Below are 23016 nucleotides of genomic sequence, written 5' to 3' on the forward strand. Positions count from 1 at the left end.
TTGTATGATGCAAGCGATATGCCGGGACACACCGGTTACGGCGGTTTAGCTCTTTACGGCGCCAAGCGTCATGCCTTTAACAAAATATTTTTGCAAAAAAGGATAAACGATAAGAATCGGTACCGTAACGACGATCGTAATCGCCATTTTTACGGATTCCGGCGAAACCTGCGCCATGCGCTGGGCCATATTGGCGGCGTCCTGGGAATTGGTTGCGCTCGTCGTCGTGCTTTGCAAAATTTTCATCAGCTCATATTGCAAGGTCGTTAACGATTCGTTGGAGCCATTGAACAGATAGGTATCGAACCAGGAATTCCGTTGTCCTACCGCCAAAAAGAGCGCCACCGTCGCCAATGCCGGTTTGCAAAGCGGAAGAATAACCCGCCAATAGATCGTGAAATCGTTGGCGCCGTCCAGTTTAGCCGATTCTTGCAGCGCGTAGGGCAAACCGTCAATAAAGGAACGAATAACGAAGACGTTAAACGCACTGACGAGGCCGGGCAAAATGTAAACGGCAAACGTATCGATTAAATGCAGGTCCTTCATCAGGATAAAACCCGGAATCAGCCCCCCGGAGACATACATCGTTATAGCGAGAAAGGTTGAAATAAATTTTCTTGCCAGGAAATCGCTGCGCGCAAGCGTGTAAGCCAGCATCGAACCGCTGACGAGCCCCGCGACAGTGCCGATGACCGTTCGAAGAACGGAGATTTTAAATCCGGTGAGCAATCCCCCATAGGAAAAGATCAGCTCGTAATTTTTCAGCGTAAATTGCCTTGGCCAGACGGTAATTCCTCCTCTAACGGTATCCACCGAATCGTTAAAGGAGATCGCAAGCACGTTTAAGAACGGGTAAATCGTCAAAACGGTTACGACAATCATGGATGCATAAACGACTGCTTCCAAAATGAGGTCCTGCGGCGGTTTCGACTTCAGTTTGTTTTTGAACCGGCCCGCCGGTGCGGTACGATTGACAGCTGCCATGACTTCCTCCTTACATAATGCTTTCGTTGGTAAAACGCTTAAAAAATCCGTTAGCCACAAACAATAGGAGCAGGCTTATCGCCGAATTGAACATATTGATTGCCGTACCGAAGGAGTAACGTCCCATTGCCAGACCATAATTAAGCGCATACAAGTCAAGCACTTCGGAGTAATCGATGACCAGATGGTTGCCTAGAAGAAATTGCTTCTCGAAGCCCGTGCCGAGCAAATGGCCGATCGACATAATCAGAAGAATGATAATCGTCGGCCGAATGCCCGGCAACGTGATGTGCCATATTTGCCTGAGCCGGCTCGCTCCGTCAACCCGTGCCGCTTCGTACAGCTCCTGACCGATTCCGGAGATGGCCGCCAAGTAAATAATGGCGTTCCATCCGGTTTCCTTCCATATATCCGCGCCCGTTACAATCCCCCAGAACAAATGCCCTTTGGCCATAAACTGAATGGGCTGATCGATCATGTGAAGGCTCATGAGCAAGCTGTTCACGATGCCGCCGTCCGTCGAGAGCATTTTGGTGACGATGCCTGCGGCAACAACCCACGAAACAAAATGCGGCAGATAAGATACGGTCTGCACAAATCGCTTCATCACTTGGAACCGAACCTCGTTGAGCAGCAGAGCGAAGACGACCGGTACCACGAAACCGGCAACGATGCCCATGAAGCTCATGGCCAGCGTATTCCGAAGCACCTGGTAGAAATGGTCGTCTTGGAACAAAACGCGAAAATGCTCGAGGCCCACCCATTCCTGTTCCCAAAAAGTTAAGCCGGGTTTATATTTCTGGAAGGCCATTGTCCAGCCCCATAAGGGCAAGTACTGAAACACAAAGACCCACAGAACGAACGGAATGGACATGTAGAAAAGATACTTCTGGTTTTTCACCGCCTTCCAGGCACTCTTCCTCGGCCTGTATGCGTTTTCTGCGTTGATTGATATCGTTTTCATATTTCCTCCCCTCTCTTGAATTCCATCATAATTCAGAAAGGAGGACGAGCCCATACAACGGATTTCGATAAAAATCATCTATAAATTATGGATTTTTAAAATCCGACGGCGATCGGCCCTCGTACTTTTTGAATTTGCTGTGAAAGTAGTTGACGCTCGTGTAACCGACGCGTTCCGCCGCTTCATAAACCTTCATTCCTTGTCCCAGCAGCTCCTTTGCCTTCTGAATGCGGACTCTGTCGAGGTATGTGTTAAAGTACTCTCCCGTTTTGTTTTTGAAAAGCTGCCCCAAATAAGCGGTACTATAGTTCAGCATCCCGGCGAGCGTTTCCAGTTTCAGATTGTCGGCATAATGTCTGTGAATGGTGTTGATCATGATCTTCACTTCCTTGTCCTTGCCTCCCGGTTCGGAGTCCTCCGCCAAATTAAGCAGAAAACGGTGCGTCTCGTCCAGAAGATCGTCCAGATGCTCATATTCGAATATCCCCTTCAAAAAACGCGAAACTTCGTCCGTCTCTTTCGTTTCCTTGCGGTAACCTGAGGTCAGCTTATGAACGACCGCGTTGGACAGAAAGAAAAACGATTCTTTGACGGCGTTCTCATCCTGCTCCTGCATTAGAAAAAACGCCGCGGCCTCTTTCAACAACGGCAGGATCATCGTCCCGTTCCCGGCATCCAAACTGTAATATAGGCGGGAGATGAATTCTTCCATCATCCCTTCCGCGTTATCGCCGGACTGCCGGCAAGACTCCGTTAAAGGGTGATGCGAAGGATTCGGTCCCAGCAGCCGCCCCTTTTCGCTGAAGAACGCCTGTTTTATCAATTCTTGAGCTTTTAAATAAGAACCGCTGACCTCTTCGAGTTCAGACACCGCTCCTCCGGTTGCGGCGACAAACCGGATATCGCTCGCAGCGTTCCGGATCTCCCGGTATAATTTCTCCCTCCGCTCCGCTCCGCGCAGCGGCTCATGGAGGAGAACAATGACGTACGGAAAACGGATCGTTACCATCCCCATAGCCTTGCCTTCGATTGTTCGTTTCAATGCCTCCGACAATTGCTGCAGCGCATCGGAACGGCTTGCATCGGAAACCCGCGGGAAAACGATGACGACCTCATAACAGCTCCGCAGCAGTCCGGCTTCTTTGGCCATGCTTCTTAATTGCGCAGGGGCTTCTTTTTTATCCTGGGGAAGAAGAAGGTTGTGCAGGACCCAGTCCCGGTTTATGAGCTCGGTCTGATTTATCCCCTGCTTCAGACGCTCCTCTTCGATACGCTCCCGCACCTGCTTCAAAGTATGGGTCATTTCCTTAATATCCACCGGCTTAAGAAGATAACCGGCTACTCCGTATTTGATTGCTTGTTTGGCATACTCGAAGTCCGCGTACCCGCTAAGAATAATAAATTGCAATTGGAGTCCGGCAGACGTTAAATATTGAATCAATTGCAGCCCATCCATAAGCGGCATGCGGATATCGACGACTACAATGTCCGGAGGCTCTTTCTCAATAATTTCCACCGCCTCGTTTCCATTGGCTGCCGTGGCCGTAACCGTGAGACCCAGGCTTTCCCATGGAATCAAGGTTTGAAGGCCTTGGCGAAGCTTCGGCTCATCGTCCACGATAACGACTTTCATCAATGAAACTCCCCCCCTGGAATAAAAAACGTAATACAAGCTCCCGCTCCAGGCTCGCTTTCGATATGCAGTGCGCTGGACGCCCCATACAGCAGGACAAGCCGATCGTTTACATTTCGCAGACCGATTCGCTGCTCCTCATCCAGAACGGATGAAGCAAGCTCCTCCCGTACGAGAGCGAGACGATCGGATGAAAGGCCGGCGCCGTTATCGCTCACCTTGACTCGGACTCCGCCCCGATATTTGTTCGCTTCCACCTCAATCAATACGCCTTCCGCGCGGTTATCCAAGCCATGAACGATGGCATTCTCCACTAAAGGCTGGATAATGAGCGGCGGTATCGGCATCTCCTCGAGTCCCTTATCAAGCGTCAACCGGTACTTCAAACGGTCTTCATACCTGAACTTTTGAATGTCAAGATAACAGCGCACCCGGTCAAGCTCTTCCCGAAGCGAAATTTTGCCGTTGCCGGTCTCGATACTGCTGCGCAGCAGCTTGCTCAGCAGCCACACCGCCTGCGCGATATCGTCCTGCTTGCGCATATGGGCCTCCATCCGGATCGACTCCAGCGAGTTGAAGAGAAAATGAGGGTTGATCTGACTGGCCAGCATCTTGAACTTGATCTCGTTTTGCCTTTGCTCGACCAGGTTTTTTTGGCGATTCGTTTCTTGGACTTCATGGACCAAATCGTTCACGTCTCTGACTAGCGCATTGAACCGCTTGGACAATAAGCCGATTTCGTCTCTTCCGTCGATATCTGCACAAGTTTCCCAAGCTCCCGATCGGACTTTGGACATATGCTTGCTTAACAGAAGGAGCCTTCTGGATATTAACGAAGCGGAAGCATAAATCAGCAACACAGCGAATAGAAGACTGGCCGTAATCACAACCGCGCCAAGCCGGATCACTTGATTGGCTTCGCGGGTAATCTCCGAAACGGAAAAAATGGAAATGATGCGAAGCCCGTTCCAGCTGTCCTGGGGAGTTAGACTTGCGATAACCACCTTCGACGCTTTGCCGTTAATAAACGCGTTGTAACTTCCTTCCCGGTACGCAAGTATGTTTTCGTCGGCATGGATTTCCGAAAGCGGCTTTCCCAACAAGCCTTCTTCATTGGACGCGACGATCCGATTCCGGCTGTCCACAATTAAGGTAGGGAACGACTCCTGTTCCACAATTGAACTTAAGCGCTCTTCGTCTACATTGATGACCATAACGCCTGATTGACCGGGGGATTCCATTGGAAACGAACGAATCAGACTTAGATTTTCGGTATCTTTCCGTTCATCCTTAATATAATTCCAGCCCGCAAGTCCCTTCTGCTCTTTGGCTTCCTTGTACCAATCTTGAGCTGTGATCGTATCGTCCGGCTGGATAAACTCCCAATTATTCAATGCTCCCGGATTAACGACATAGACGCGAATACCGGATATCTCTTCGTAGAGCTGGAGGTAATCGCGAATATCGGTGTACTCCCGGTACGTCTGAACGACTTCGAGGTAGCTGTCGTACTTTTGGCCGGCCACTCTCTTCATCTCGTTGTCCATCATTAACCGGTTGGATATGTCGAGCGGCACCTTCATCAGCTCTTCCGTACGCTTGCGGACACGTTCGACATTGTCGGACGCTTGAATGAAGGCGTCCTTCACAACGATCTCGCGAAGCTTCCCGGTCAGATACAGGCCGCACAACAACAAGGGTACGACAGCTACCGAAATGAACGTAATCGCCAGCTTCTTCTTCATTTTCATGTCATTCATCATTCGAACGAAATACATAGTATAACCTCCCGAGCCAGTTCGGCTGCTGCGCGCAAAATGCCCCTTTTCGCACAAAAAGGGGCATCGCTCTCCATAATGGTTGTTTGCTCTTTCGGGCGTCGGCTGGTCCTCCCCATCACGCATTCCCGGGCTTGATGGCTTGAAGCCGGAACCAACCGCTTACATAGTCTCTCTGTTCGAACACAAGAGGCAGGCCTAACCGCATAAGCCTGTCTCCTCCAAGAACCGGCTTGTGCCCGCTATCTCCCGACTGAACTTCGTAATCGAGCTCCGGATGAAGTCCGGCGAGACGCAAGCTGCGCCGAGGCGCATTCGGTACGGCCATCACTTGGAAATAGTAGACGAGAGCCTCCTCCTTGTCTTCGGAAATAAACATCCACGCCGACACGTTTCCTTCAAACGGACTCTTCAGACGGTACAAGTCGCCCTTCTGCACTAAACCGCGAATCTGTTTGTAAGTGGAGACTTGGCGTTTGACCGTCTCTTTCTCCTCATCGGAAAATTTCGTTAAATCAAGCTCATAGCCGAAGTTTCCGGACATGGCCACATCTCCTCGAAAATCCAGGGGCGTTATCCGTCCGACCTGATGGTTCGGAACGGCCGACACATGCGCTCCGATTGCGCTTACCGGATAAACAAGGCTGGTGCCGTATTGAATCTTCAGACGTTCCACCGCATCGGTATTATCGCTGGTCCACGTTTGAGGCATGTAATAAAGCATCCCGGGATCAAAGCGCCCTCCGCCGCTCGAGCAGCTCTCGAACAAAATATGCGGAAACCCGGACGTGATCCGCTCGAGCAGCTCGTACAATCCAAGAACATAGCGATGGGCCGTCTCGGATTGGCGCTCCGGCGGCAGGACCGCGGATCCGATTTCCGTCAGGCAGCGGTTCATATCCCACTTCACGTAAGCGACCGGCACGCTGGAGAAAATGGCGGAAAGCGAGTCATAGATGTAATCCCGCACTTCCTTGCGAGTGTAATCGAGCACTAACTGCCATCTGGCTTCGCTGCGCCTCCGCCCTGGAACATGAAGGCACCAGTCCGGATGCTTCCGGTAGAGCTCGCTGTCCGGCGAGATCATCTCGGGCTCGAACCAGAGCCCGAATTTAAGCCCGCGCCGATTGATGCGTTCCGCAATATCCGCAAGCCCGCCCGGCAGCTTGCGGCGATCCTCGTACCAATCGCCCAGAGACGAATTGTCGGAGTCCCTTTTCCCGAACCAACCGTCATCCAACACAAACAGCTCGATTCCCAGCTTGGCTCCCTCTTCCGCTATCGCTTCCAGCTTATCGGCATCGAAGTTAAAATAGGTGGCTTCCCAGTTATTGACCAGAATAGGCCGTTCTTCGTCCCGATATTGTCCGCGGCAAAGCCGGGTCCGATACAAACGGTGATACGTCCGCGACATATCTCCCAGCCCTTGTCCGGAGTAAACCATAACGACTTCCGGAGTTTGAAAGCTCTCCCCCGGATTCAGCAGCCATGCAAAGTCGAAGGAGTTCACGCCAATGCTAAACCGCGCCGAGCCGAACGAATCCACTTCCGCCGCCGCTTCGAAGCCGCCGCTGTACACAAGGCTGAAGCCAAAAGCCTCGCCGTGAGACTCCGTCGTCTCCTTCGTGACCAATGCGGCGAAAGGGTTGAATTGATGGCTGCTCATGCCCCGCTTGCTATCGATTCGGGTTTCGCCTTGAAGAAGCGGTCTGCGGGTTATATTGGCTTCTCGAGCCCAGGCTCCGGAAAGATACATGATCTCCAAATCGTCTTTACCCGAAAAGTCGACACTGGCACTCAAAGCGCGGCGAAGCCGCAGCCGCTTTTCGCCCTCGTTAATCAGCCGGGCCGAACGAACGATAACGTTGCGATCGGCGAACAGAGTATACAGAAGAACAACCCGGAGGCCCGAATAGGCATCCTTTAACAGGAGCTCCAACGTATCCGCTTCGTTCTCATCCTCGGCGTAGACGGCCGGCAGCCCGGTTAATGACGGCTTCCCCTTTATGATCCGGTAACCGTCGTACTTTAGCTCCGTAATGCGCGTTCCATCCTCAAGTTCTACTTGATACGCCGGATTGCGGAAGTCCCCGCTCCCGTATTGGGGGTATTCCTGCGGGAGCCGATCCAATCCCGCCCTTTCGGGGGTATGTATCAACAGATCGGACATCGGTTCCCGGTGCTTCAGCCGGCCTCCCCAATATACATGCGCCGGATATCCGTCCACGATCTGAATCATATAACTCATGTCGGAAGACTGCAGATGAAACAGCCCCGCTTGCTCTTGAACAATTACGCCCATTGGAAAATAGCTCCCTCCCTAGTTCGTACGGCATGATGCATACCATTGATCCGACATGGTTTTAAGCTTGATTGTACTCTATCATACACAGTCGGCTATAGAGAAATCATATATTAAATTCAGGAACTCCGTATATGGCATGGTACTCACTAAATATGTTATAATGCTTGAAATTTTACACAAGGAGATTAGATCGTGATCGAGTATTTGCAAGGCAGCAAGCAGCACACGGAGCTGCACCTGACTCAATTTGGCATGGAGGAATGTATTCCCGGTCATTTTTTTGGGCCTGCAGTAAGAACGCACTATCTGCTCCACTATATTTTGGAAGGGGAAGGAATTTTCGAGGTTGGAGGAAACAGGTACAGACTGGAGAAAGGACAAGGGTTTCTCATTGTCCCCGATGTCATCACTTATTATCAAGCCGATGAGACAAACCCTTGGTCTTATTGCTGGATTGGTTTTAGCGGGACTCTTGCAGAGACGCTCCTCAAGCAAGCCGGCCTGACGATGGCATCTCCAATCCTTCATTATAATAGGGACGATATAATCTGCCAGTATTTGCAGCTCATGATCGATTCGAGAGAATACCGCAAAGCTCGAGAAACCCGGCTGACCGGGCTGCTTTATTTAATGTTATCGGAGCTGGCGGAGTTCGGTCCAAGCACGCCGCCCGGCCATAAGGAAAGCCGGACGGAAATATACGTTGAGAAAGTGAAGGATTTTATCGAAATCAATTATGCTCAGAAAATTACAATTGAGGACATTGCACGTTTTATCGGACTCAATCGAAGCTATTTATGCTCATTATTCAAGCAGCGAATGAATACGAGCATTCAAGATTACTTAATTCGTTACCGAATGAATAAAGCATGCGAAATGATGGCGAACGCTGAGCTTTCGATAGGCGATATCTCCCGATCCGTCGGCTATAGCGACCCTCTGCTCTTCTCCAAGATTTTTAAGAAGATGAAAGGAGTCTCCCCCAGGCAGTACCGAACCGGCGAGACGGACCGTCATAAAGTAAATAGTCCTTCTTGAGGACGGACTTCTTATGGATCGATAAGCAATTTCTCCACAATGACGCAATTAAGCCATTTACCATCGAGCTGGCCGTGCTTTTCATAAATCCCTACTTCACGAAAACCTAAACTGCGGCAAAGCTGACGGCTCCCGGTATTAAAATCGAAGATCCGGGAAAGCAGCTTCCAATAGCCAAGCGTTTTACACTCCTCAATGAGTGCGCTCAAAAGCTGTTTCCCGATTCCCATTCCCCTGTAATCCTTATGAAGATAGATAGAGAATTCGCCTACCCCTTTATAGCATTCTCTTGCCCGATAAGCGGAAACATAAGCGGAGCCGACAACTTCACGGCCATGATGAGCGACTAAGATCGGATAATGGGATCCCGCGCTTTGTATCCACTCTATACGGCTTTCAAGGGTTCTGGGCTCCGTTTCAAAGGTCGAATTCCGCTCATGCACGATATTATAATTATAAATTTCCGTTAGAGCGGCTGCATCCTGAACGGTAGCTTTGCGAATTTCGATGTTCATACCTGCTCCCCCCGATATCTGTTATCCGCAGCATGAAGCTGACGCAGCCGCGCTTGCAGTAGACGTCGAATTGCAGCAACCGCTTGCATGCATGTCATTAAGCTCCTGAACGCTTTGTTTGCCGAAGTTGCCGACGCTGCACACTCCGGTTTCAGGCAGCTCCAATTCAACTTTCTCCGCAGCCTCCCAATCTCCTGTCAAGGCGGCAACAACCGATCGAACCTGCTCATAGCCGGTAGCCATTAGAAAAGTCGGAGCGCGGCCATAGCTTTTGGAGCCTACAATATAGAAATCCGGTTCCGGCTGACGCAGCTCTTTTTCCCCATGGGGCCTCACGGTTCCGCAGCTGTGGATATTGGGATCGATGAGCGGAGCCAGTGCGCGGACGCTTTCTACGGCGCTATCCAGGTCTGTTCTTACTTCACGCAGAAAGCTCATATCCGGACGAGATCCCGTATTGCTGATAATCTCATCAATCGAATCGATCTGAAACGTCTCGCCGTTACGACTCCCCTTAACAATCATTTTATCTCCCGATGGTTGGAAGCCTTCAATCAAGAAGGAAGAATGGACGTGAACCTTCCCCGAAGCGACAAGATTTTTCAAACGAATGCCTAAAGCTCCGCGTTCAGGAAGGCCATCGTTTTCTTGCCCGCCATAGACGGCACTGACATCGGATTTTCGAATGATCCAGGTAATATTGGTTTGCGGCTCCTGCTCTTTTAAACGTTCCAGATCGAGCAGCACATTAATGGCGGAATGACCGCTGCCGACAACCAAAACGTTTTTGCCCGCATAGCGGTCCCGGTGCTTACCCCATACATCGGGGATGCCATAGGTGATTTTATTTTTCATTTTAAGCTCATCGTCCGTCCAAACACCTTCAGATACCGCGGGATTGGGTGTGGACCAGGTGCCGGATGCGTCAATAACCGCTTTTGCTTCATACACCTTCCGCTCGCCTTTTTCAAGGACATGCAGCACGAAAGGAAGCTTTTCACGACCGGCTGTTTTTATTTTACTCAGCCCTTTTCGGCTAACCGCGGTCACCTTCGCATTTAGGTGGATATACGGTTTAACGACCGGCAATTCCGCTAGAGGAGCAAGATATTGATCCACCAATTGACCGCCGGTTGGAAGGTCATCATCTTTCGGGGCTTTCCACCCGCTTAATTCGAGCAATTGCTTAGCTGCCTTATCTATATTGTACCGCCATGGCGAAAAGACGCGTACATGGCTCCAGGAGGCGACATTCCCGGCAATTTGGCCGGCCGCCTCGAAGAGAATAAAGGACTCTCCTTTTGCAACCAAGTGCGCGGCAGCGGCCAAGCCTACAGGCCCTCCTCCGATAATGGCTACCGGGAGCTTACTTAGATAACCCGCTGAAGGCTTTGTCATCCTAGCCGAAAATTCTACAGAAACTGAAGCACCGCAACATCCACTCATTGCATATACCTCCAATTTGTTTTTTGGATCCATCGTTTAACAGCAGCGGCAGCATTCCCATTAAATCAATTTTTTTTGATTAATAATTGAAAAACAAAAGCGATTTAACAACAATCGTTTGTTTTAACCTCATCGGTACGAAAAATACAGCATAGCTCCGGTGAAAGAAGATTGTTTACTTCCGATGCATTCAATTCATAGTAGCTCCATGTTCCTCTTGTTTCCCGTCGAATCAGCCCGGCGTCCAACAGAATCTTCAAATGGTAAGACAACTTGGACTGCTGCATGTCAAAAATTTCGGCAAGGTCGCATACGCACGTATTCCCTCGCTGGGTAAGCTCATACATAATTTGAAGTCTCTTTTGATCCGCTAAAGCTTTAAATTTAGCTTCATATTTGGAGAAGTCAACAGAAGATGTATGCTGATTGACGACTGGAAGTTCCTTGATCATCTTCTTCCCTCCGATCTCTTCACATCTTGCATCAATTTATTTTGATTTATGCATTCAATATAGCATTGGAAATTTAAGGGGTCAATAGTAAATCAAAAAAAATTGATTAATTATTCGGACCGAGTTTATTTGAATGTCTTTTACAAATATTGCGAAAGCTTTTTCACGACGTATTTAGCATCGGATCCGACGCCGCGAATCGTCGCCTTGTCTCATACAACTCTAAACTCATTTCAAATCCATCCCTTTCACATTATTTGCAAATTGCAAATATTATGCATAGTTAGACGACAAAATCATCCGTCTAACAGCGTAACGGGTATAACGTCTTTGCTTTCATGATGCTGTCGTTCAAAAGCTTCAGTGAACGCAACACCGTATCCCTTTCAAAATCATTCATAAGCGAAAAGACTTTCTCTAAATAGTCATTGAGCATATGATCGATTGAGCCTGCAACAAATTTCCCTTCAGTCGTTAAGCTTAAAATATACACCCTTTTATCTTCTGGCAGCGGCGACTTGCGAACCAACTTCTTTTTCGCTAAGGTTTGGATTTGCCGGCTTAGCGTCGTTATATCCATCCCTAAGATATCGGCGATTTGCTGAACAGAAGGATTATGCTGCCGGTCAATTTCGTAAAGAATGTGGCTTTGAACCAAAGAAATCTCGTTAGCCCCTACACTGCAGCAAGACTTATTTAATAAACCAAAATTCCGTGTCATGAGTTGAAGTAAATCTCTAGGACTTGTTTCCACTCTCATCGCCTCCTGCTTTATTTATATCTCCAAAATTTGCAATTTGCAAGTATTATCGATCGTTTTCTTTATAATTACTTCATTATATAATCCTTTACTTATATAATGGGCTGTGTATAATGAACATGGAAAGGGAACCGGATAGACCGTCGGGCTCCCAATCGACCGTTAAAGGAGTGAAGCGTTTGGCCCAAACCGTGGAAGCTCTCGTAGATACGCTCAAATTGCTCGCCGACCAAACGCGGTTAACCATTCTCGCTCTCCTCAAGGAGCAAGATCTGTGTGTTTGCGATATTGTCAACGTTCTTCAAACGACACAACCTAATGTAAGCCAGCATTTAAGGAAATTAAAACAAGGGGGACTGGTTGTTGAAACCAGGAAAAGACAATGGATTTACTATTCCTTAAATGTAGAAGATAAGCCCTATCTTAAGGGGATAGTAGATCAGCTTCCTTCCATGAAAAATCAATTGGAAAAGCTGAATCCAAATTGTTGTCCGTAATCCGAGGGGGAAATTATGTTAGTCGCCGCATCTATCATTTTCGTTTTAACTCTTATTTTCGTAATCTGGCAGCCTAAAGGCTTAAACATCGGTTATTCCGCTGCAGGCGGTGCCGTCTTAGCTCTTCTATTCGGCGTTGTAAGCTTCCAGGACGTCCGGGATGTGACCGGTATCGTCTGGAATGCGACGCTTGCCTTTGTCGCCGTTATACTGATTTCATTGATTTTAGACGAGATCGGTTTTTTTGAATGGTCCGCCCTGCATATGGCCCGTTTTGCCAATGGAAACGGAACTCTCATGTTCACCTACGTCGTTTTGTTGGGGGCCGCCGTTGCCGCGTTTTTTGCAAACGACGGAGCCGCTCTTATCTTGACGCCAATCGTTCTAGCCATGGTCAGAGCCTTGAAATTTGACGAACGGATGGTATTGCCTTTCATTATGGCCGGCGGGTTTATTTCGGACACGGCCTCCCTTCCGCTTATCGTTAGTAACCTGGTCAATATCGTGTCGTCCGACTTCTTCGGTATTGGATTTGCGGAATATGCCGGCCGAATGATCGTCCCGACCCTATTCTCCGTTGGAGGAAGCTTGCTTGTCTTATTTCTCATGTTTCGCAAAAGCATCCCCAAAACCGTAGATCTCAATCACTTAAAGCAGCCGAGGGAAGCCATTAAAGACATGCGCATGTTTAAGTTATCCTGGGTCGTCCTGGCCGTTCTGCTCGTTGCTTATCTCATCAGCGAATTTATCCATGTACCGGTGTCCGTCATGGCGGGGCTTGCTGCAATTGTGTTTATTTTATTTGCGAGAAGAAGCCCAGCCGTCCAAACCGGTGCCGTTATTAAAGGAGCGCCGTGGTCCGTTGTCGTATTTTCGATTGGCATGTATGTAGTCGTTTATGGGCTCCGCAATGTCGGCCTAACCGATGAACTGGGGAAAGTGTTTCAATGGCTGGCCGATCAGGGGCTCTTTATCGCAACGGTCGGCTCCGGCTTTGTTGCTGCAATCCTCTCTTCCATTATGAATAACTTGCCGACGGTCATGATCGATGCTTTAGCGATTCAAGGAACCGCGACGCAAGGCGCAATAAGAGAAGCGCTTATCTACGCAAACGTCATTGGGTCGGATCTTGGTCCGAAAATTACGCCAATCGGTTCGCTCGCTACCCTCTTATGGCTGCATGTGCTCGCAAAGAAAAATGTCAAAATTACATGGGGCTACTACTTTAAAGTCGGAATCGTACTAACTATGCCGGTACTGCTGATCACATTGATTGGTCTTTATCTATGGCTTAGCCTCATTTATTAAAAACAAAGGAGAAATGAACGATGGAAAAGAAACTCGTTTACTTTTTATGTACAGGGAACTCTTGCCGCAGCCAAATGGCCGATGGATTCTTAAAAGCGATTGGCGGCGAACAGTATGAAGTGAAAAGCGCCGGTCTCGAAGCACATGGTCTAAATCCAAGAGCGGTACAAGTCATGATGGAAGCGGGCGTTGATATTAGCCATCATTCTTCGGACGTCATTGATCCGGACATTCTGAACCGTGCCGATTATGTCGTAACGCTATGCGGACACGCGGACGAGCATTGTCCGGTCATTTCGAATCCGAATGTTGTGAAATGGCATTGGGGCTTTGATGATCCCGCCAAAGCAACGGGAACGGAAGAAGAAATTATGGCTCAATTTAGAAATGTCCGCGATTCGATTAAAGCTCGAATGGAACAATTTGTTGCAACAGGCAAATAAGTTGTTCAAACAGATCGTTACATCCGAAGCTTTGCATACCTGAAAAACTAGGCTGCCGATACCCTTTCGGCAGCCGTTTTATTTTTTTGACATTTCCAGAACTTGGGGAGACTGTGATCCCAGTTATATTTTTCCATGCGACAACTTTTTTGGAGAATTTAACGTCTTATTTATCGGATCCATAATCATCACAGGAGGACTTCATGAAAATCGTCTATTCTTTGATCGGGAGCATTGCGGCTGCGATTGCATGTTATCTTGTCTTTTACAATTTCCTGGATGCTTTATTACTAAGCAACCCGAATCGCGAGCCGCAGGACGCTTACCAAAATTTCGCTTACTTTATTTACGGTTTCTATGCGCTTCCGTTCATCATCCTTTTGTTCTTTATTCCGTTTCTCAAGTTATATCCGAAGACCAATATTCGCGGCATTGCGGTCGGAGGCGTGATTGGCCTATGGTTTTACAGCCTTTTGTCCCTTCACTTCTCTCCGATTAAGCTGATTCTTGTGTTTATTCCGTTGTTATCGATCATCGGAGGATATCTTTTTATCAAGCCCGGAAATACGGACATAAGGCTGAGGAACACGCTGCTTGGGATGGCTTCAGGATGGTTTGTCGGCTACTTGCTCGTAATTGGAATGCGTTCATTGCAAAATTCACTCACTTCCTACTTTAACTTTGGGATTGGCGAAAAAACGGCTGTCCTAATGGCAATAGCTTCCTTCGGAATAATCGGTTGGCTTATCGCAAAAAAACAAAAACGCCTCGTTTAAACGAGGCGCTTCAGTCCGCCGGACACCGGCAACGATCCGCCGGCGGTCCTGTCGTTCCGATCTTATTGCTTCACGCCTTCCGAAACGGTTTAATGATATGCTTTTTCGGAAAAAATGGGAATCTGAGGCGGTGAGGCAATGTTATTCAACTGGCTGATCGGATTCGTAATCCCTTGGATTTTCGGCATTTATTTACTGCGGAAAGACTTTATCCATATCGTCAGAATCGGTCCTGCGGCGGGACTAATCGCATTTCTATTTAGTGATATCGGGTACTATATGGAGTGGTTCCAAATTTCTCCCTTTCGCAGCGGCTCATTATCCTTTGTGCCGTATAATCTTGGAATCTATATTATCCTTCCGTCTTACATGGTTTACCTTATAAATCAGGCAAAGAAACTCCCCGCCTTCCTTGCTATTTGTGCGTTTTCCATTGTAAAAACGATACTCGAGGCCGTTCTGGTTTACACGGGGAAAGTGATTTACTTGCATGGGTGGAATCTTATATGGACTTTCGTATCCTATGTATTGGCATGCTCTGCGACTTACATGATTTATCTCTTTATTGCGAGCACGGAACAAAAAAACAGGAATTAGTGCAATATCAGGCAGGCGGCCAGGAAACAAAAGCTTTCGTTGAACCAATTGAGATGCCCCTAGAACAGAAAAAAAGGAGGAACTTATTGTCCTCCTTTTTCTATTTGTTTGAACGTTTATTCATGCACCAGGTTTTTGTTCATTTTTCTTCGGAACGAGAAGCGTCCGAAGAGCGGTCCCGTCATCGAATAAACGGCATTGGCAGCTGTGCAGGCGACGACGTGACGGGTTTGGCGCAGCGGCCGGCGCATGGAAGAGCCTCTTGGCAGAAAGTCGATCGTAAAGCCTTTTTTCGCGAGCGCTTCTTCAAACTCCCTTTTGGCCTCCTGCTTCGCTTTAAACAGCATCATTTGAATGCGGCTGTAAACATTAATCGCTCCGTCGCCGGTCGTTTCGATCGGCAAAAAGATCGCATCCGGATACTTCTCGGTAATGAGCGACTGAACCCCGTCGGAAACGCCGGAGGAGGGCATGCATCCGAAGGGCTTGACGGAAATCGTCATGTTCACCTTCCGTTTGACGACGTTCAGAATCAGCTTGCCGACTTCCATATGCCCTTCGCCGCCGCGGAGCTGGTTATTGTAATGCTCGTGCGCAACTTTGGCGATCTCCTCCATGTCGGGCAAATGGTAGCCCCGCAGCCCGATAATCCGGGCGAACGATTGGAATAGAAACCGGACCGCCAGATCGGCAAGCCCCAGCATGCGAATTCGCGCGGCCGCATTTTTTCCTTGCAGCCCCTGACGGCCCCCGTCCGCTTCCCGCAAATGCATCCTTTTACGGGTATCGTAACGGCCGGACCAGATCAGGAACAAGATCCATGCGGTAACCGATTGAACCTCGACCTCGGCCCCTTCCTTCTCCAGAAAACGCTGCAGCTGATAGTTGCCGTCTCCCTCGGTCGTCATCGCCCAGAACTCGCCGATGATGCTTACTTTCGGCTTTACCCGCGTCCGGTCTACGCGCACGCTCTGCAGCTCTCGGCGGCAGCGGATCAGCGCAGGGAGCAGTCCTTTACGCCGGTTTAACGCGCGATAAAGATATTGCTTGCATTTTTCCAGCGCGGCGTCAGTGGCTCCTTCTTCCACTTCGTAGGGACGAATGCGGTATCCGAGCGCATTCAGGATGTCGCCAAGCAGAACGGCCTTCAGAAACGCGATAAAGAAGGAAGTATCCAGCTTAAGCGCCGATTCGTCGCCGGTCGCTTGCTTCAAGCCGTCCGTCTGCTGGAACAGCAGCACGCGAAAGCCGTCGAACCCGGCATCCCTGAGAGCCTTTCTGTACTCCGTCACATAGGTGCCGAAACGGCAAGGACCGCAAGAGCCGCTCGTTACGAACAAATAGCTGCTGACGATCTCTTCCTTCGATTTCCCTTCCACATCGCGAAGATGATGCAAATATTTGATCAAATTGCCGACCGTAAAATAGGTCGGATTGCATTGTCCGCGGTTCCCGAACTCCTTGCCGAAGCGCAGCGATTCGTTGTCGGGGCAATCCATGTTTTTGACCTTGTAGCCCAGCCCCGCCAAAGCCCCCTCGACCAAATAATCCTGAGCCATCGTCAGCCCGCCGAACAAAATCGTCGTATGCGCTTTGTCCTTCGCCAGAAAGCGGCGGGGAACCGGGTCGAACCATTGGTGCTTCTCCGCCAGACCGAGCGCTTTCTCCTGTTCTTCGCGGAACAAGCGGAGCTCGTCCTCAAGCGATATCTTCTCCTTTGCCATCTTGTCTCCTCCTCGTATTTAAGTAATCGGAATATGCTCCGAAGGCCCTCGTCACTTTGCGGGGTCCGTTTTAGATCGTTTTCTTCAGCAGCTCGTTTCGTTTTTGCTCTAATAGGAGCTGCAATTGCGCTTTTTTCTCGGCCAGATCCTGCAGTCGTTCTTCATGCAGGCTTAGGCTGTGCGCATATGTCTTGACACGTATTTTGATCGAGCCGCTCGGCTTGTTCGCGTCGATATCGTGCAGCGCCGAATATGGCGTGCCCGAAGCCGTAATGATCGAGTCGATCAGCCCGTAAGTGGGAGCGTCATGCCCGCACTTGAAGCTGGACAAGTCGAGAACGGCCACATTCGGATGGCGCGCGGCGAATTTGGCCGCCCATACTTTCTGCACGCTGTTGGAGCTGAAGTTTTCGGGCCATACGTCGGTTACTTCGAGCGCGTAATTCACCCGCCCGCTCTGCAAATCCTTTTCGAAATACCGGCGAAGCCACTCTTCGTCTTTCGGAATGGAGCGCATCGACAAGACGGGATATCCGAGAACCTGAAATTCATCCAGCACGCCGTGATTGAGGCCCGGATCGGAGTGGTACGGGCGGCCGATGAGCAGAATGGCGATACGGTTCTCCTGTTCCACCTGCTCCAGAATTTGCCGGCCTTTCTCCTGCATTTCGGCGTCGAACAGCTCCATCGCCTTCCAGGCTTGCTCGGCCGCAAAGTCGCTTTCGTCCTCCTCCGTCACCGCCAATTGCGGACCGAATGCTTCGAACAGCTGCCGCTTAAGAAGATTCGGCTCCGTGAACGTAACCGCCGGATCCAGATAAACGATGCCCCGGCTTTCAAAGAAGTTAACCTCCTTCGTGAAAGCGGCTTTGATGACGTTCGGCGCTCCGGCCACGATCGGGCAGCTTGCGGAGTCCATGACGTTATTCAAGTGGGTCGGAATATGCGTAATGCACGGGAAAAAGATATAATCGAGCGGCTTCTTCTCGTGATGCTTGAACAACAGATTATGAACGTGCGCTTGCGCCACCTTCGACGGATAACACGGGTCGATCGAGCCGTATTTGCCGCCCTGCTGCCACATTTCTTCGCTTGTATTGTCGCTGAACACAATGTTCTTCTGGTCGATGCCGAGCGTCTCGAAATAAGTCCGCCAGAAAGGGGCCGTCGACCATATATTCAGCACCTTCGGAATGCCGATCCGGATCTGCTTCCGGCGTTCCGCCGCTTCGGCGGATGAACGCTCGAAAGCGCGCGTATACGTTTTTTTCCGCAAGCCGAACAGGCTTTGCCGAATCTCCACATCCTGTACCTCAATGCCGGAGTCAGGCATGGGTTCCGGATCGTAAAAATGCTGAAACATGCGGCGGGCTTCGTATTCCACCAGGTTCGGATAATGTTTCTTGAGCTCCACCCGCTGCTTCGACAGCTTCACCATGGCCGCCTCGTCTTCGACCGTTCCCTTCTCGCAGCTGAAGCCGGAGATGTAACGGGCGGTTTGCCCGTCCGGGGTCACGGAATCGATGAACGTACGGCTGCAGTTATTGGGACAGAAGTTGCAGCGGGTCGATTCGTCGTTTCGAGAAGTGTAGCTCAGATGAATCGCCGCTTCCAAACCAAGGAATGTTGAATAACCGCGCCGCTTGACGACGCGCAGCGTTTCCATGGCCGCACCGATCGCACCCGCCTCTCCGGGATGGGGTGAACGTATACTTCCGCGTCCGGAACCCGCTGTTTAATGTAATCGACCTGCGCCTTAACGGCCGCCAGATTGTACTGCGTTCCGCCCTGCAATACGAATTTGCGGCCAAGCTCCGCCATGCGCGGAATTTGAACGACATATTGCCATACGTTTTTCGGAAGGACGAGCGCGAGCCCGGCCAGAAGCTCTTCCTTGGAATAACCTTCCTTCTGGAAATTGACGCGGTCGGCATCGAGGAATACCGCGCACCCGTAGGAATATTTCGGGCTGAGATCGGCCGCGAAAGCGGTATCCGCATATTCCTGAATCGGAATGCCGAACTGGTCGGCCATCGCCTGCAGCAGCATCCCGTTGCCGGCGGAGCATTGGTTGGATAGCCGGAAATCGCGAAAATCGCCGTTTTTCATAAAAAGCACTTTAATGTCCTGGCCGCCGATATCGCAAATGACGTCGACATCGCCGAATTGATTGACGGCGCTCATCATATGGGCGACCGTCTCGACGATGTTGACGTCGGCCTTCAGCGTCTTCTCCAATACATCCGCCGCATAACCGGTCGCGCCGAAGCCGATGATTTTCAGGTCTGCGCCCTGGCCCGTCACTTTGTCCTGAATCCGCTTCAGCATCTCTTTCGTATCCTCAAGCGGATTGCCTTTGCTGAGCTGATATTCTTTAATTAGAATTTGCCCGGACTCGTCGACCAGAACCGCTTTCGACGACGTGGAGCCGCCGTCAAGCCCGATCACGGCTCTGACCTCTTGGCCGGGGCGGAAAGCAGCCGGCTCAAACCGGGGAATGCTGTATTCGCGGCGGAACCGTTCAAGCTCGGTTTCGCTAACCGCGAGAGGCGGACCTGCGTTTTCTCCCAGCTTCGCTTTTCGCCCGTACGCAATAAATTGCTTTAGCTGTTCCGTGCCCGTATACTTTCCTACTTCCGCCGGCTCGTGCAAGCCGTACATGACCGCGCCGTAGGCGGCGTAGTATTGCGAATTTTCTGGAACGAATATTAGCTCCTCAATCGGTACGTCCGACGGATAGTCGTATCCGCGGTCCCGCCAGGTTTGGGGGATGCGCAATCGCCAGCATTGCTGCAGAAAAGGCAAATATGTATTGGGTCCGCCAAGGAGCAAGACGCGATGGCGAAGCGTATTGCCGCGGGTCAATACGGACAAGTTCTGCATGACGATCGCATCGGCCAGCGAGCACATGATTTCTGCGGAAGGAATTCCGCTCTTCACCAAGTTGACAATGTCCGTTTCGGCAAATACGCCGCACTTGGCGGCGACATGATGCAGCTTGGAATCGTCAAATTGCAGCTTGCCGACTTCTTCCGCCGGCATGCCCACCTTAATCATGCACTTATCAATGGTAGCTCCCGTCCCGGACGCGCACTTGTCGTTCATGGACGTTAACGCCTGCTTGTTCCCCGTCTCCTCGTTCACCTTGAAAATAATAATCTTTGCGTCTTGCCCGCCGAGCTCGATGACGCTTCCCACGTCGGGATGAAGACGCTCGACGGCCATCGTGACCGCGTTTACTTCCTGCACGAACTTCGCCCCGATATGCTCCACGATCGGCCCGCTGCCCGAGCCGGTCATAAATACCCGAATCCGATCCCGGCTTACATCCGGAAATTCGTTTTCGATGGTCAGCAGCATGTCCAGAACCATTTCGGCCTGCTTCGTATGATGCCGACGGTAATCCGACCACAAAATCTCGTTCGTCGCCGGATTGACGACAGTGGCCTTGACGGTCGTGGATCCGACGTCAATGCCGAATATTAATGCATCCAGTCTTCCGTTGTTTCGTTCCATCCGTCGACTCCTTATCCAAAAAATTTCTCGCGATAGGTTGCGTATATTCCGGCCGCTTTATACAAAGAACATGGAAGTGCCATACCTTCAATGGAAAAGCCAAACTAAACCCATGCTCTCGACTTTTAGGAGGTCAGGATGAAGCGTTGCTTTGGATCGTCGCAGTTCTCCTGTTGTTTATTATCCAGCTAGCGGCCGTTATCGTACTGGAATATAAGCGTTCGAACAAAGCCGTCAGTTGGCTCGTCGTTCTATTCGTACTGCCGATTCTCGGCTTCTTGCCCTATTACTTCCTGGCTAGGGAATATGCTTGCGACCGTATTTTCAAGGGCAAAGACAGCCGGAACTTGGAACAAACAAGACTGGAATTAGTCGATCGCTGCAACCGGCGAATATCGGCCGAAGCGCAGGAGGAGATGGAGGACGAACGAATGCCGGCCATCCTTCGAACCTTCTCGACGGCTCCGGCCTATTGCTGCGAAACCGAAGTTTTCGATGAAGGCGAACGAGCGTTTGAAGCGATGCTGGAATCGATCGCGGCGGCCCGGCACCATGTCCATGTGGAATTTTACATTATCCGGGACGATGAGCTCGGCAGGCGGTTTGAGCGTTTGCTGATTCGTAAAGCCCGGGAAGGAATAAAGGTGAGGCTCATCTACGACGGAATCGGCAGCCGGAAACTGGGTAAGGACTATGTAAAACGGCTTCGCGCCGCAGGGGTGGAAACCGGAACTTTTTTCCCGTTCTCGTCGGCGTTCATGCGCAAATGCCTCAACTATCGCAACCACCGCAAAATTGTCGTCGTAGACGGACGTATCGGTTTTTTCGGCGGGTTGAATATCGGGGACGAATATTTGGGCAAAGATCCGTACTTCGGCTATTGGCGGGACACGCATTTTTGCATACGGGGCGACGCGGTTTTGTGGCTTCAATATACGTTTCTGACCGACTGGCTGCTGGTCAAGGGACAACTGCCGGCCGATGCGGAATACTTCCCCGATCAACCTTCTGCGGGCAACCAATGCATTCAGATCGTCAAGACCGGGCCGGACGAAACGATTCTCGAGCTCGTTTTTTCCCTCATTGTTTCGGCCAAAAAACGGATTTATATAGAGACGCCGTACTTCATTCCGGACCCGGGGGTGCTGCTCGCTTTAAAAACGGCCGTCAAGAGAGGCGTCGACGTCAAGGTCATCATCCCGTCGATTCCCGACAAGGAGCTGGTTTATTTCGCTTCGCTGTCCTACGTTCGGGAAATGCTGGAGGCGGGAGTCCGATTTTTTCGTTATCGAAAAGGATTTCTTCATGTTAAGGCCATTATATGCGACGACTTGGCCTGTTCCGGAACCGCCAATATGGACATGCGCAGCTTTAGCGACCAGTTTGAAATCAGTGCGGTATTCATTGACGAAAAAATCGTCGGCCGTCTGGTCGAGCAATTTAAACGGGATTTGGGCGAAAGCGAGGAAATAGGACCTTCGGAATTCGAAGGACGTCCCAAAAAGCAAAGGATGAAGGAAGTTTTTGCCCGTCTGTTGTCTCCGCTTTTTTGACGCAAAACAATTTCAACGAATGGATGTGAATAGCGAGCTATGCCTCTTACGCCGCGATTATATCATTGGTTCGTCCGACCGAAATGGTTAACGAAAAAGTACATTCACGACCATATAAACGGACATTTCGATCTGAGCGACGGAAACGTGCTTGATTTCGGAGCCGGCACCGGCGCGAATTGCACGATTTGCAAGCCGGAATCGAATCTGGGCATCGAACCCGATGCCAAACGAATCGGACTGGCCAAAAAGCTGTATCCGAATCATCGGTTTATCGAATTCGACACCAAGCGGATTTCGGTGCCGGACAACTCGATTGACACGATTCTCGTCATCGCCGTCCTTCATCATATACCCGACGAGCAAATCAAGGCGTATCTGCGCGAGTTTGAAAGGATTCTTAAGCCAAACGGAAAAATCGTCGCCATCGAGCCTTATTTGTGCCAACGGACCCGGTTTAACAACCGGTTTATGAATTGGTACGACGACGGCGATTATATTCGTTATGAAGACGGTTATTTGAATTTGTTCAAGAACGCTGAATACGATTTCCAAGTGCTGAAAAGGTTTAAGAAGTGCTTCGTGTACAATGAACTGTTTTTTCACGCCGCGCCGAAATCGAAGTCGTCCCCTTCCTTCAGCCGGTTCGCTTCAGCGGACGAGGATGAAATGGCGATAACCGGCAATACAATATACGGCCTCGGTCCCGACTAATTCGGGATCGAGG

General features: G+C 50.2%; 17 protein-coding genes and 1 pseudogene. 7 read left to right on the forward strand and 11 right to left on the reverse strand.

Annotation, left to right across the window (positions count from 1 at the left end; genetic code table 11):
- Nucleotides 1–45: 45 nt before the first annotated feature.
- The 5 genes from ACFSW5_RS02145 to ACFSW5_RS02165 form a co-directional block, all read right to left on the reverse strand.
- Nucleotides 46–984, reverse strand: coding sequence for a carbohydrate ABC transporter permease (locus tag ACFSW5_RS02145; protein WP_379269237.1), 939 nt, complete (start codon nt 982–984; stop codon nt 46–48).
- Nucleotides 985–994: 10 nt separating this feature from the next.
- Nucleotides 995–1948 carry an ABC transporter permease gene (locus ACFSW5_RS02150; RefSeq protein WP_379269240.1) on the reverse strand — a complete coding sequence of 318 codons (954 nt, stop codon included), beginning with the start codon at nt 1946–1948 and terminating at the stop codon, nt 995–997.
- Nucleotides 1949–2033: 85 nt separating this feature from the next.
- Nucleotides 2034–3584 carry a response regulator transcription factor gene (locus ACFSW5_RS02155; RefSeq protein ID WP_417629402.1) on the reverse strand — a complete coding sequence of 517 codons (1551 nt, stop codon included), beginning with the start codon at nt 3582–3584 and terminating at the stop codon, nt 2034–2036.
- Entirely contained in the window at nt 3581–5359 is a 1779-nt protein-coding gene (locus ACFSW5_RS02160) for a sensor histidine kinase (protein ID WP_379269242.1), read from the reverse strand. The genes ACFSW5_RS02155 and ACFSW5_RS02160 overlap by 4 nt, the downstream gene beginning before the upstream one ends.
- 118 nt (nt 5360–5477) lie before the next feature.
- On the reverse strand, nt 5478–7661 hold the full coding sequence (locus ACFSW5_RS02165) for an alpha-galactosidase (RefSeq protein WP_379269244.1): 2184 nt from the start codon (nt 7659–7661) through the stop codon (nt 5478–5480).
- A gap of 195 nt (nt 7662–7856) precedes the next feature.
- Between ACFSW5_RS02165 and ACFSW5_RS02170 the strand changes: the two genes are divergently transcribed.
- Nucleotides 7857–8702 (forward strand): AraC family transcriptional regulator, encoded by an 846-nt coding sequence (locus ACFSW5_RS02170; protein ID WP_379269246.1) that lies wholly within the window; start codon nt 7857–7859, stop codon nt 8700–8702.
- An 11-nt stretch (nt 8703–8713) separates the two neighbouring features.
- Here ACFSW5_RS02170 and ACFSW5_RS02175 read toward each other — a convergent pair whose 3' ends face one another.
- The 4 genes from ACFSW5_RS02175 to ACFSW5_RS02190 all read right to left on the reverse strand — a co-directional run bounded on the left by ACFSW5_RS02175 (nt 8714) and on the right by ACFSW5_RS02190 (nt 11836).
- Entirely contained in the window at nt 8714–9217 is a 504-nt protein-coding gene (locus ACFSW5_RS02175; protein ID WP_379269250.1) for an arsinothricin resistance N-acetyltransferase ArsN1 family A, read from the reverse strand.
- Nucleotides 9218–9238: 21 nt separating this feature from the next.
- Nucleotides 9239–10696: an FAD-dependent oxidoreductase gene (locus ACFSW5_RS02180; protein WP_379269252.1), complete on the reverse strand. Its 1458-nt coding sequence runs from the start codon at nt 10694–10696 to the stop codon at nt 9239–9241.
- Between the two features lie 71 nt (nt 10697–10767).
- Entirely contained in the window at nt 10768–11115 is a 348-nt protein-coding gene (locus ACFSW5_RS02185) for an ArsR/SmtB family transcription factor (RefSeq protein WP_379269254.1), read from the reverse strand.
- 304 nt (nt 11116–11419) lie between these two features.
- The gene (locus ACFSW5_RS02190) at nt 11420–11836 is read right to left on the reverse strand and encodes a MarR family winged helix-turn-helix transcriptional regulator (RefSeq protein ID WP_379269820.1); all 417 of its coding nucleotides are present in this window, start codon (nt 11834–11836) and stop codon (nt 11420–11422) included.
- Nucleotides 11837–12054: 218 nt separating this feature from the next.
- Between ACFSW5_RS02190 and ACFSW5_RS02195 the strand changes: the two genes are divergently transcribed.
- From ACFSW5_RS02195 to ACFSW5_RS02210, 4 genes are all read left to right on the forward strand, one after another.
- A complete protein-coding gene (locus ACFSW5_RS02195; RefSeq protein WP_379269257.1) occupies nt 12055–12372 on the forward strand; it encodes an ArsR/SmtB family transcription factor in 318 nt (105 codons plus the stop codon).
- Between the two features lie 15 nt (nt 12373–12387).
- Nucleotides 12388–13680 (forward strand): arsenic transporter, encoded by a 1293-nt coding sequence (locus ACFSW5_RS02200; RefSeq protein ID WP_379269260.1) that lies wholly within the window; start codon nt 12388–12390, stop codon nt 13678–13680.
- 20 nt (nt 13681–13700) lie between these two features.
- Nucleotides 13701–14123 (forward strand): arsenate reductase (thioredoxin), encoded by a 423-nt coding sequence (gene arsC / locus ACFSW5_RS02205; RefSeq protein ID WP_379269262.1) that lies wholly within the window; start codon nt 13701–13703, stop codon nt 14121–14123.
- 203 nt (nt 14124–14326) lie between these two features.
- Nucleotides 14327–14899 (forward strand): hypothetical protein, encoded by a 573-nt coding sequence (locus tag ACFSW5_RS02210; protein ID WP_379269264.1) that lies wholly within the window; start codon nt 14327–14329, stop codon nt 14897–14899.
- Between the two features lie 713 nt (nt 14900–15612).
- Here the strand turns inward: ACFSW5_RS02210 and ACFSW5_RS02215 are convergent.
- Complete coding sequence (locus tag ACFSW5_RS02215) at nt 15613–17220, reverse strand: 2-hydroxyglutaryl-CoA dehydratase (RefSeq protein WP_379269267.1); 1608 nt, start codon at nt 17218–17220, stop codon at nt 15613–15615.
- 70 nt (nt 17221–17290) lie between these two features.
- A pseudogene (locus ACFSW5_RS02220) lies at nt 17291–20736 on the reverse strand (BadF/BadG/BcrA/BcrD ATPase family protein).
- Nucleotides 20737–20882: 146 nt separating this feature from the next.
- On the opposite strand from ACFSW5_RS02220, the gene cls reads away from it, so the two are divergent.
- Both cls and ACFSW5_RS02230 read left to right on the forward strand, forming a co-directional pair.
- On the forward strand, nt 20883–22289 hold the full coding sequence (gene cls / locus ACFSW5_RS02225; protein WP_379269270.1) for a cardiolipin synthase: 1407 nt from the start codon (nt 20883–20885) through the stop codon (nt 22287–22289).
- A 39-nt stretch (nt 22290–22328) separates the two neighbouring features.
- Nucleotides 22329–23003, forward strand: coding sequence for a class I SAM-dependent methyltransferase (locus ACFSW5_RS02230; protein WP_379269272.1), 675 nt, complete (start codon nt 22329–22331; stop codon nt 23001–23003).
- Nucleotides 23004–23016 lie beyond the last annotated feature (13 nt).

The organism is Paenibacillus thailandensis (assembly GCF_042685365.1).
Taxonomy (GTDB): domain Bacteria; phylum Bacillota; class Bacilli; order Paenibacillales; family Paenibacillaceae; genus Paenibacillus_AP; species Paenibacillus_AP thailandensis.

What these genes read in the sequence shown, in the direction of transcription:
- ACFSW5_RS02145 (WP_379269237.1), bottom strand. Translation starts at nt 984, where the DNA reads ATGGCAGCTGTCAATCGTACCGCACCGGCGGGCCGGTTCAAAAACAAA.
- ACFSW5_RS02150 (WP_379269240.1), bottom strand. Translation starts at nt 1,948, where the DNA reads ATGAAAACGATATCAATCAACGCAGAAAACGCATACAGGCCGAGGAAG.
- ACFSW5_RS02160 (WP_379269242.1), bottom strand. Translation starts at nt 5,359, where the DNA reads ATGTATTTCGTTCGAATGATGAATGACATGAAAATGAAGAAGAAGCTG.
- ACFSW5_RS02165 (WP_379269244.1), bottom strand. Translation starts at nt 7,661, where the DNA reads ATGGGCGTAATTGTTCAAGAGCAAGCGGGGCTGTTTCATCTGCAGTCT.
- ACFSW5_RS02175 (WP_379269250.1), bottom strand. Translation starts at nt 9,217, where the DNA reads ATGAACATCGAAATTCGCAAAGCTACCGTTCAGGATGCAGCCGCTCTA.
- ACFSW5_RS02180 (WP_379269252.1), bottom strand. Translation starts at nt 10,696, where the DNA reads ATGGATCCAAAAAACAAATTGGAGGTATATGCAATGAGTGGATGTTGC.
- ACFSW5_RS02185 (WP_379269254.1), bottom strand. Translation starts at nt 11,115, where the DNA reads ATGATCAAGGAACTTCCAGTCGTCAATCAGCATACATCTTCTGTTGAC.
- ACFSW5_RS02190 (WP_379269820.1), bottom strand. Translation starts at nt 11,836, where the DNA reads ATGACACGGAATTTTGGTTTATTAAATAAGTCTTGCTGCAGTGTAGGG.
- ACFSW5_RS02200 (WP_379269260.1), top strand. Translation starts at nt 12,388, where the DNA reads ATGTTAGTCGCCGCATCTATCATTTTCGTTTTAACTCTTATTTTCGTA.
- arsC (WP_379269262.1), top strand. Translation starts at nt 13,701, where the DNA reads ATGGAAAAGAAACTCGTTTACTTTTTATGTACAGGGAACTCTTGCCGC.
- ACFSW5_RS02210 (WP_379269264.1), top strand. Translation starts at nt 14,327, where the DNA reads ATGAAAATCGTCTATTCTTTGATCGGGAGCATTGCGGCTGCGATTGCA.
- ACFSW5_RS02215 (WP_379269267.1), bottom strand. Translation starts at nt 17,220, where the DNA reads ATGGCAAAGGAGAAGATATCGCTTGAGGACGAGCTCCGCTTGTTCCGC.
- ACFSW5_RS02230 (WP_379269272.1), top strand. Translation starts at nt 22,329, where the DNA reads ATGCCTCTTACGCCGCGATTATATCATTGGTTCGTCCGACCGAAATGG.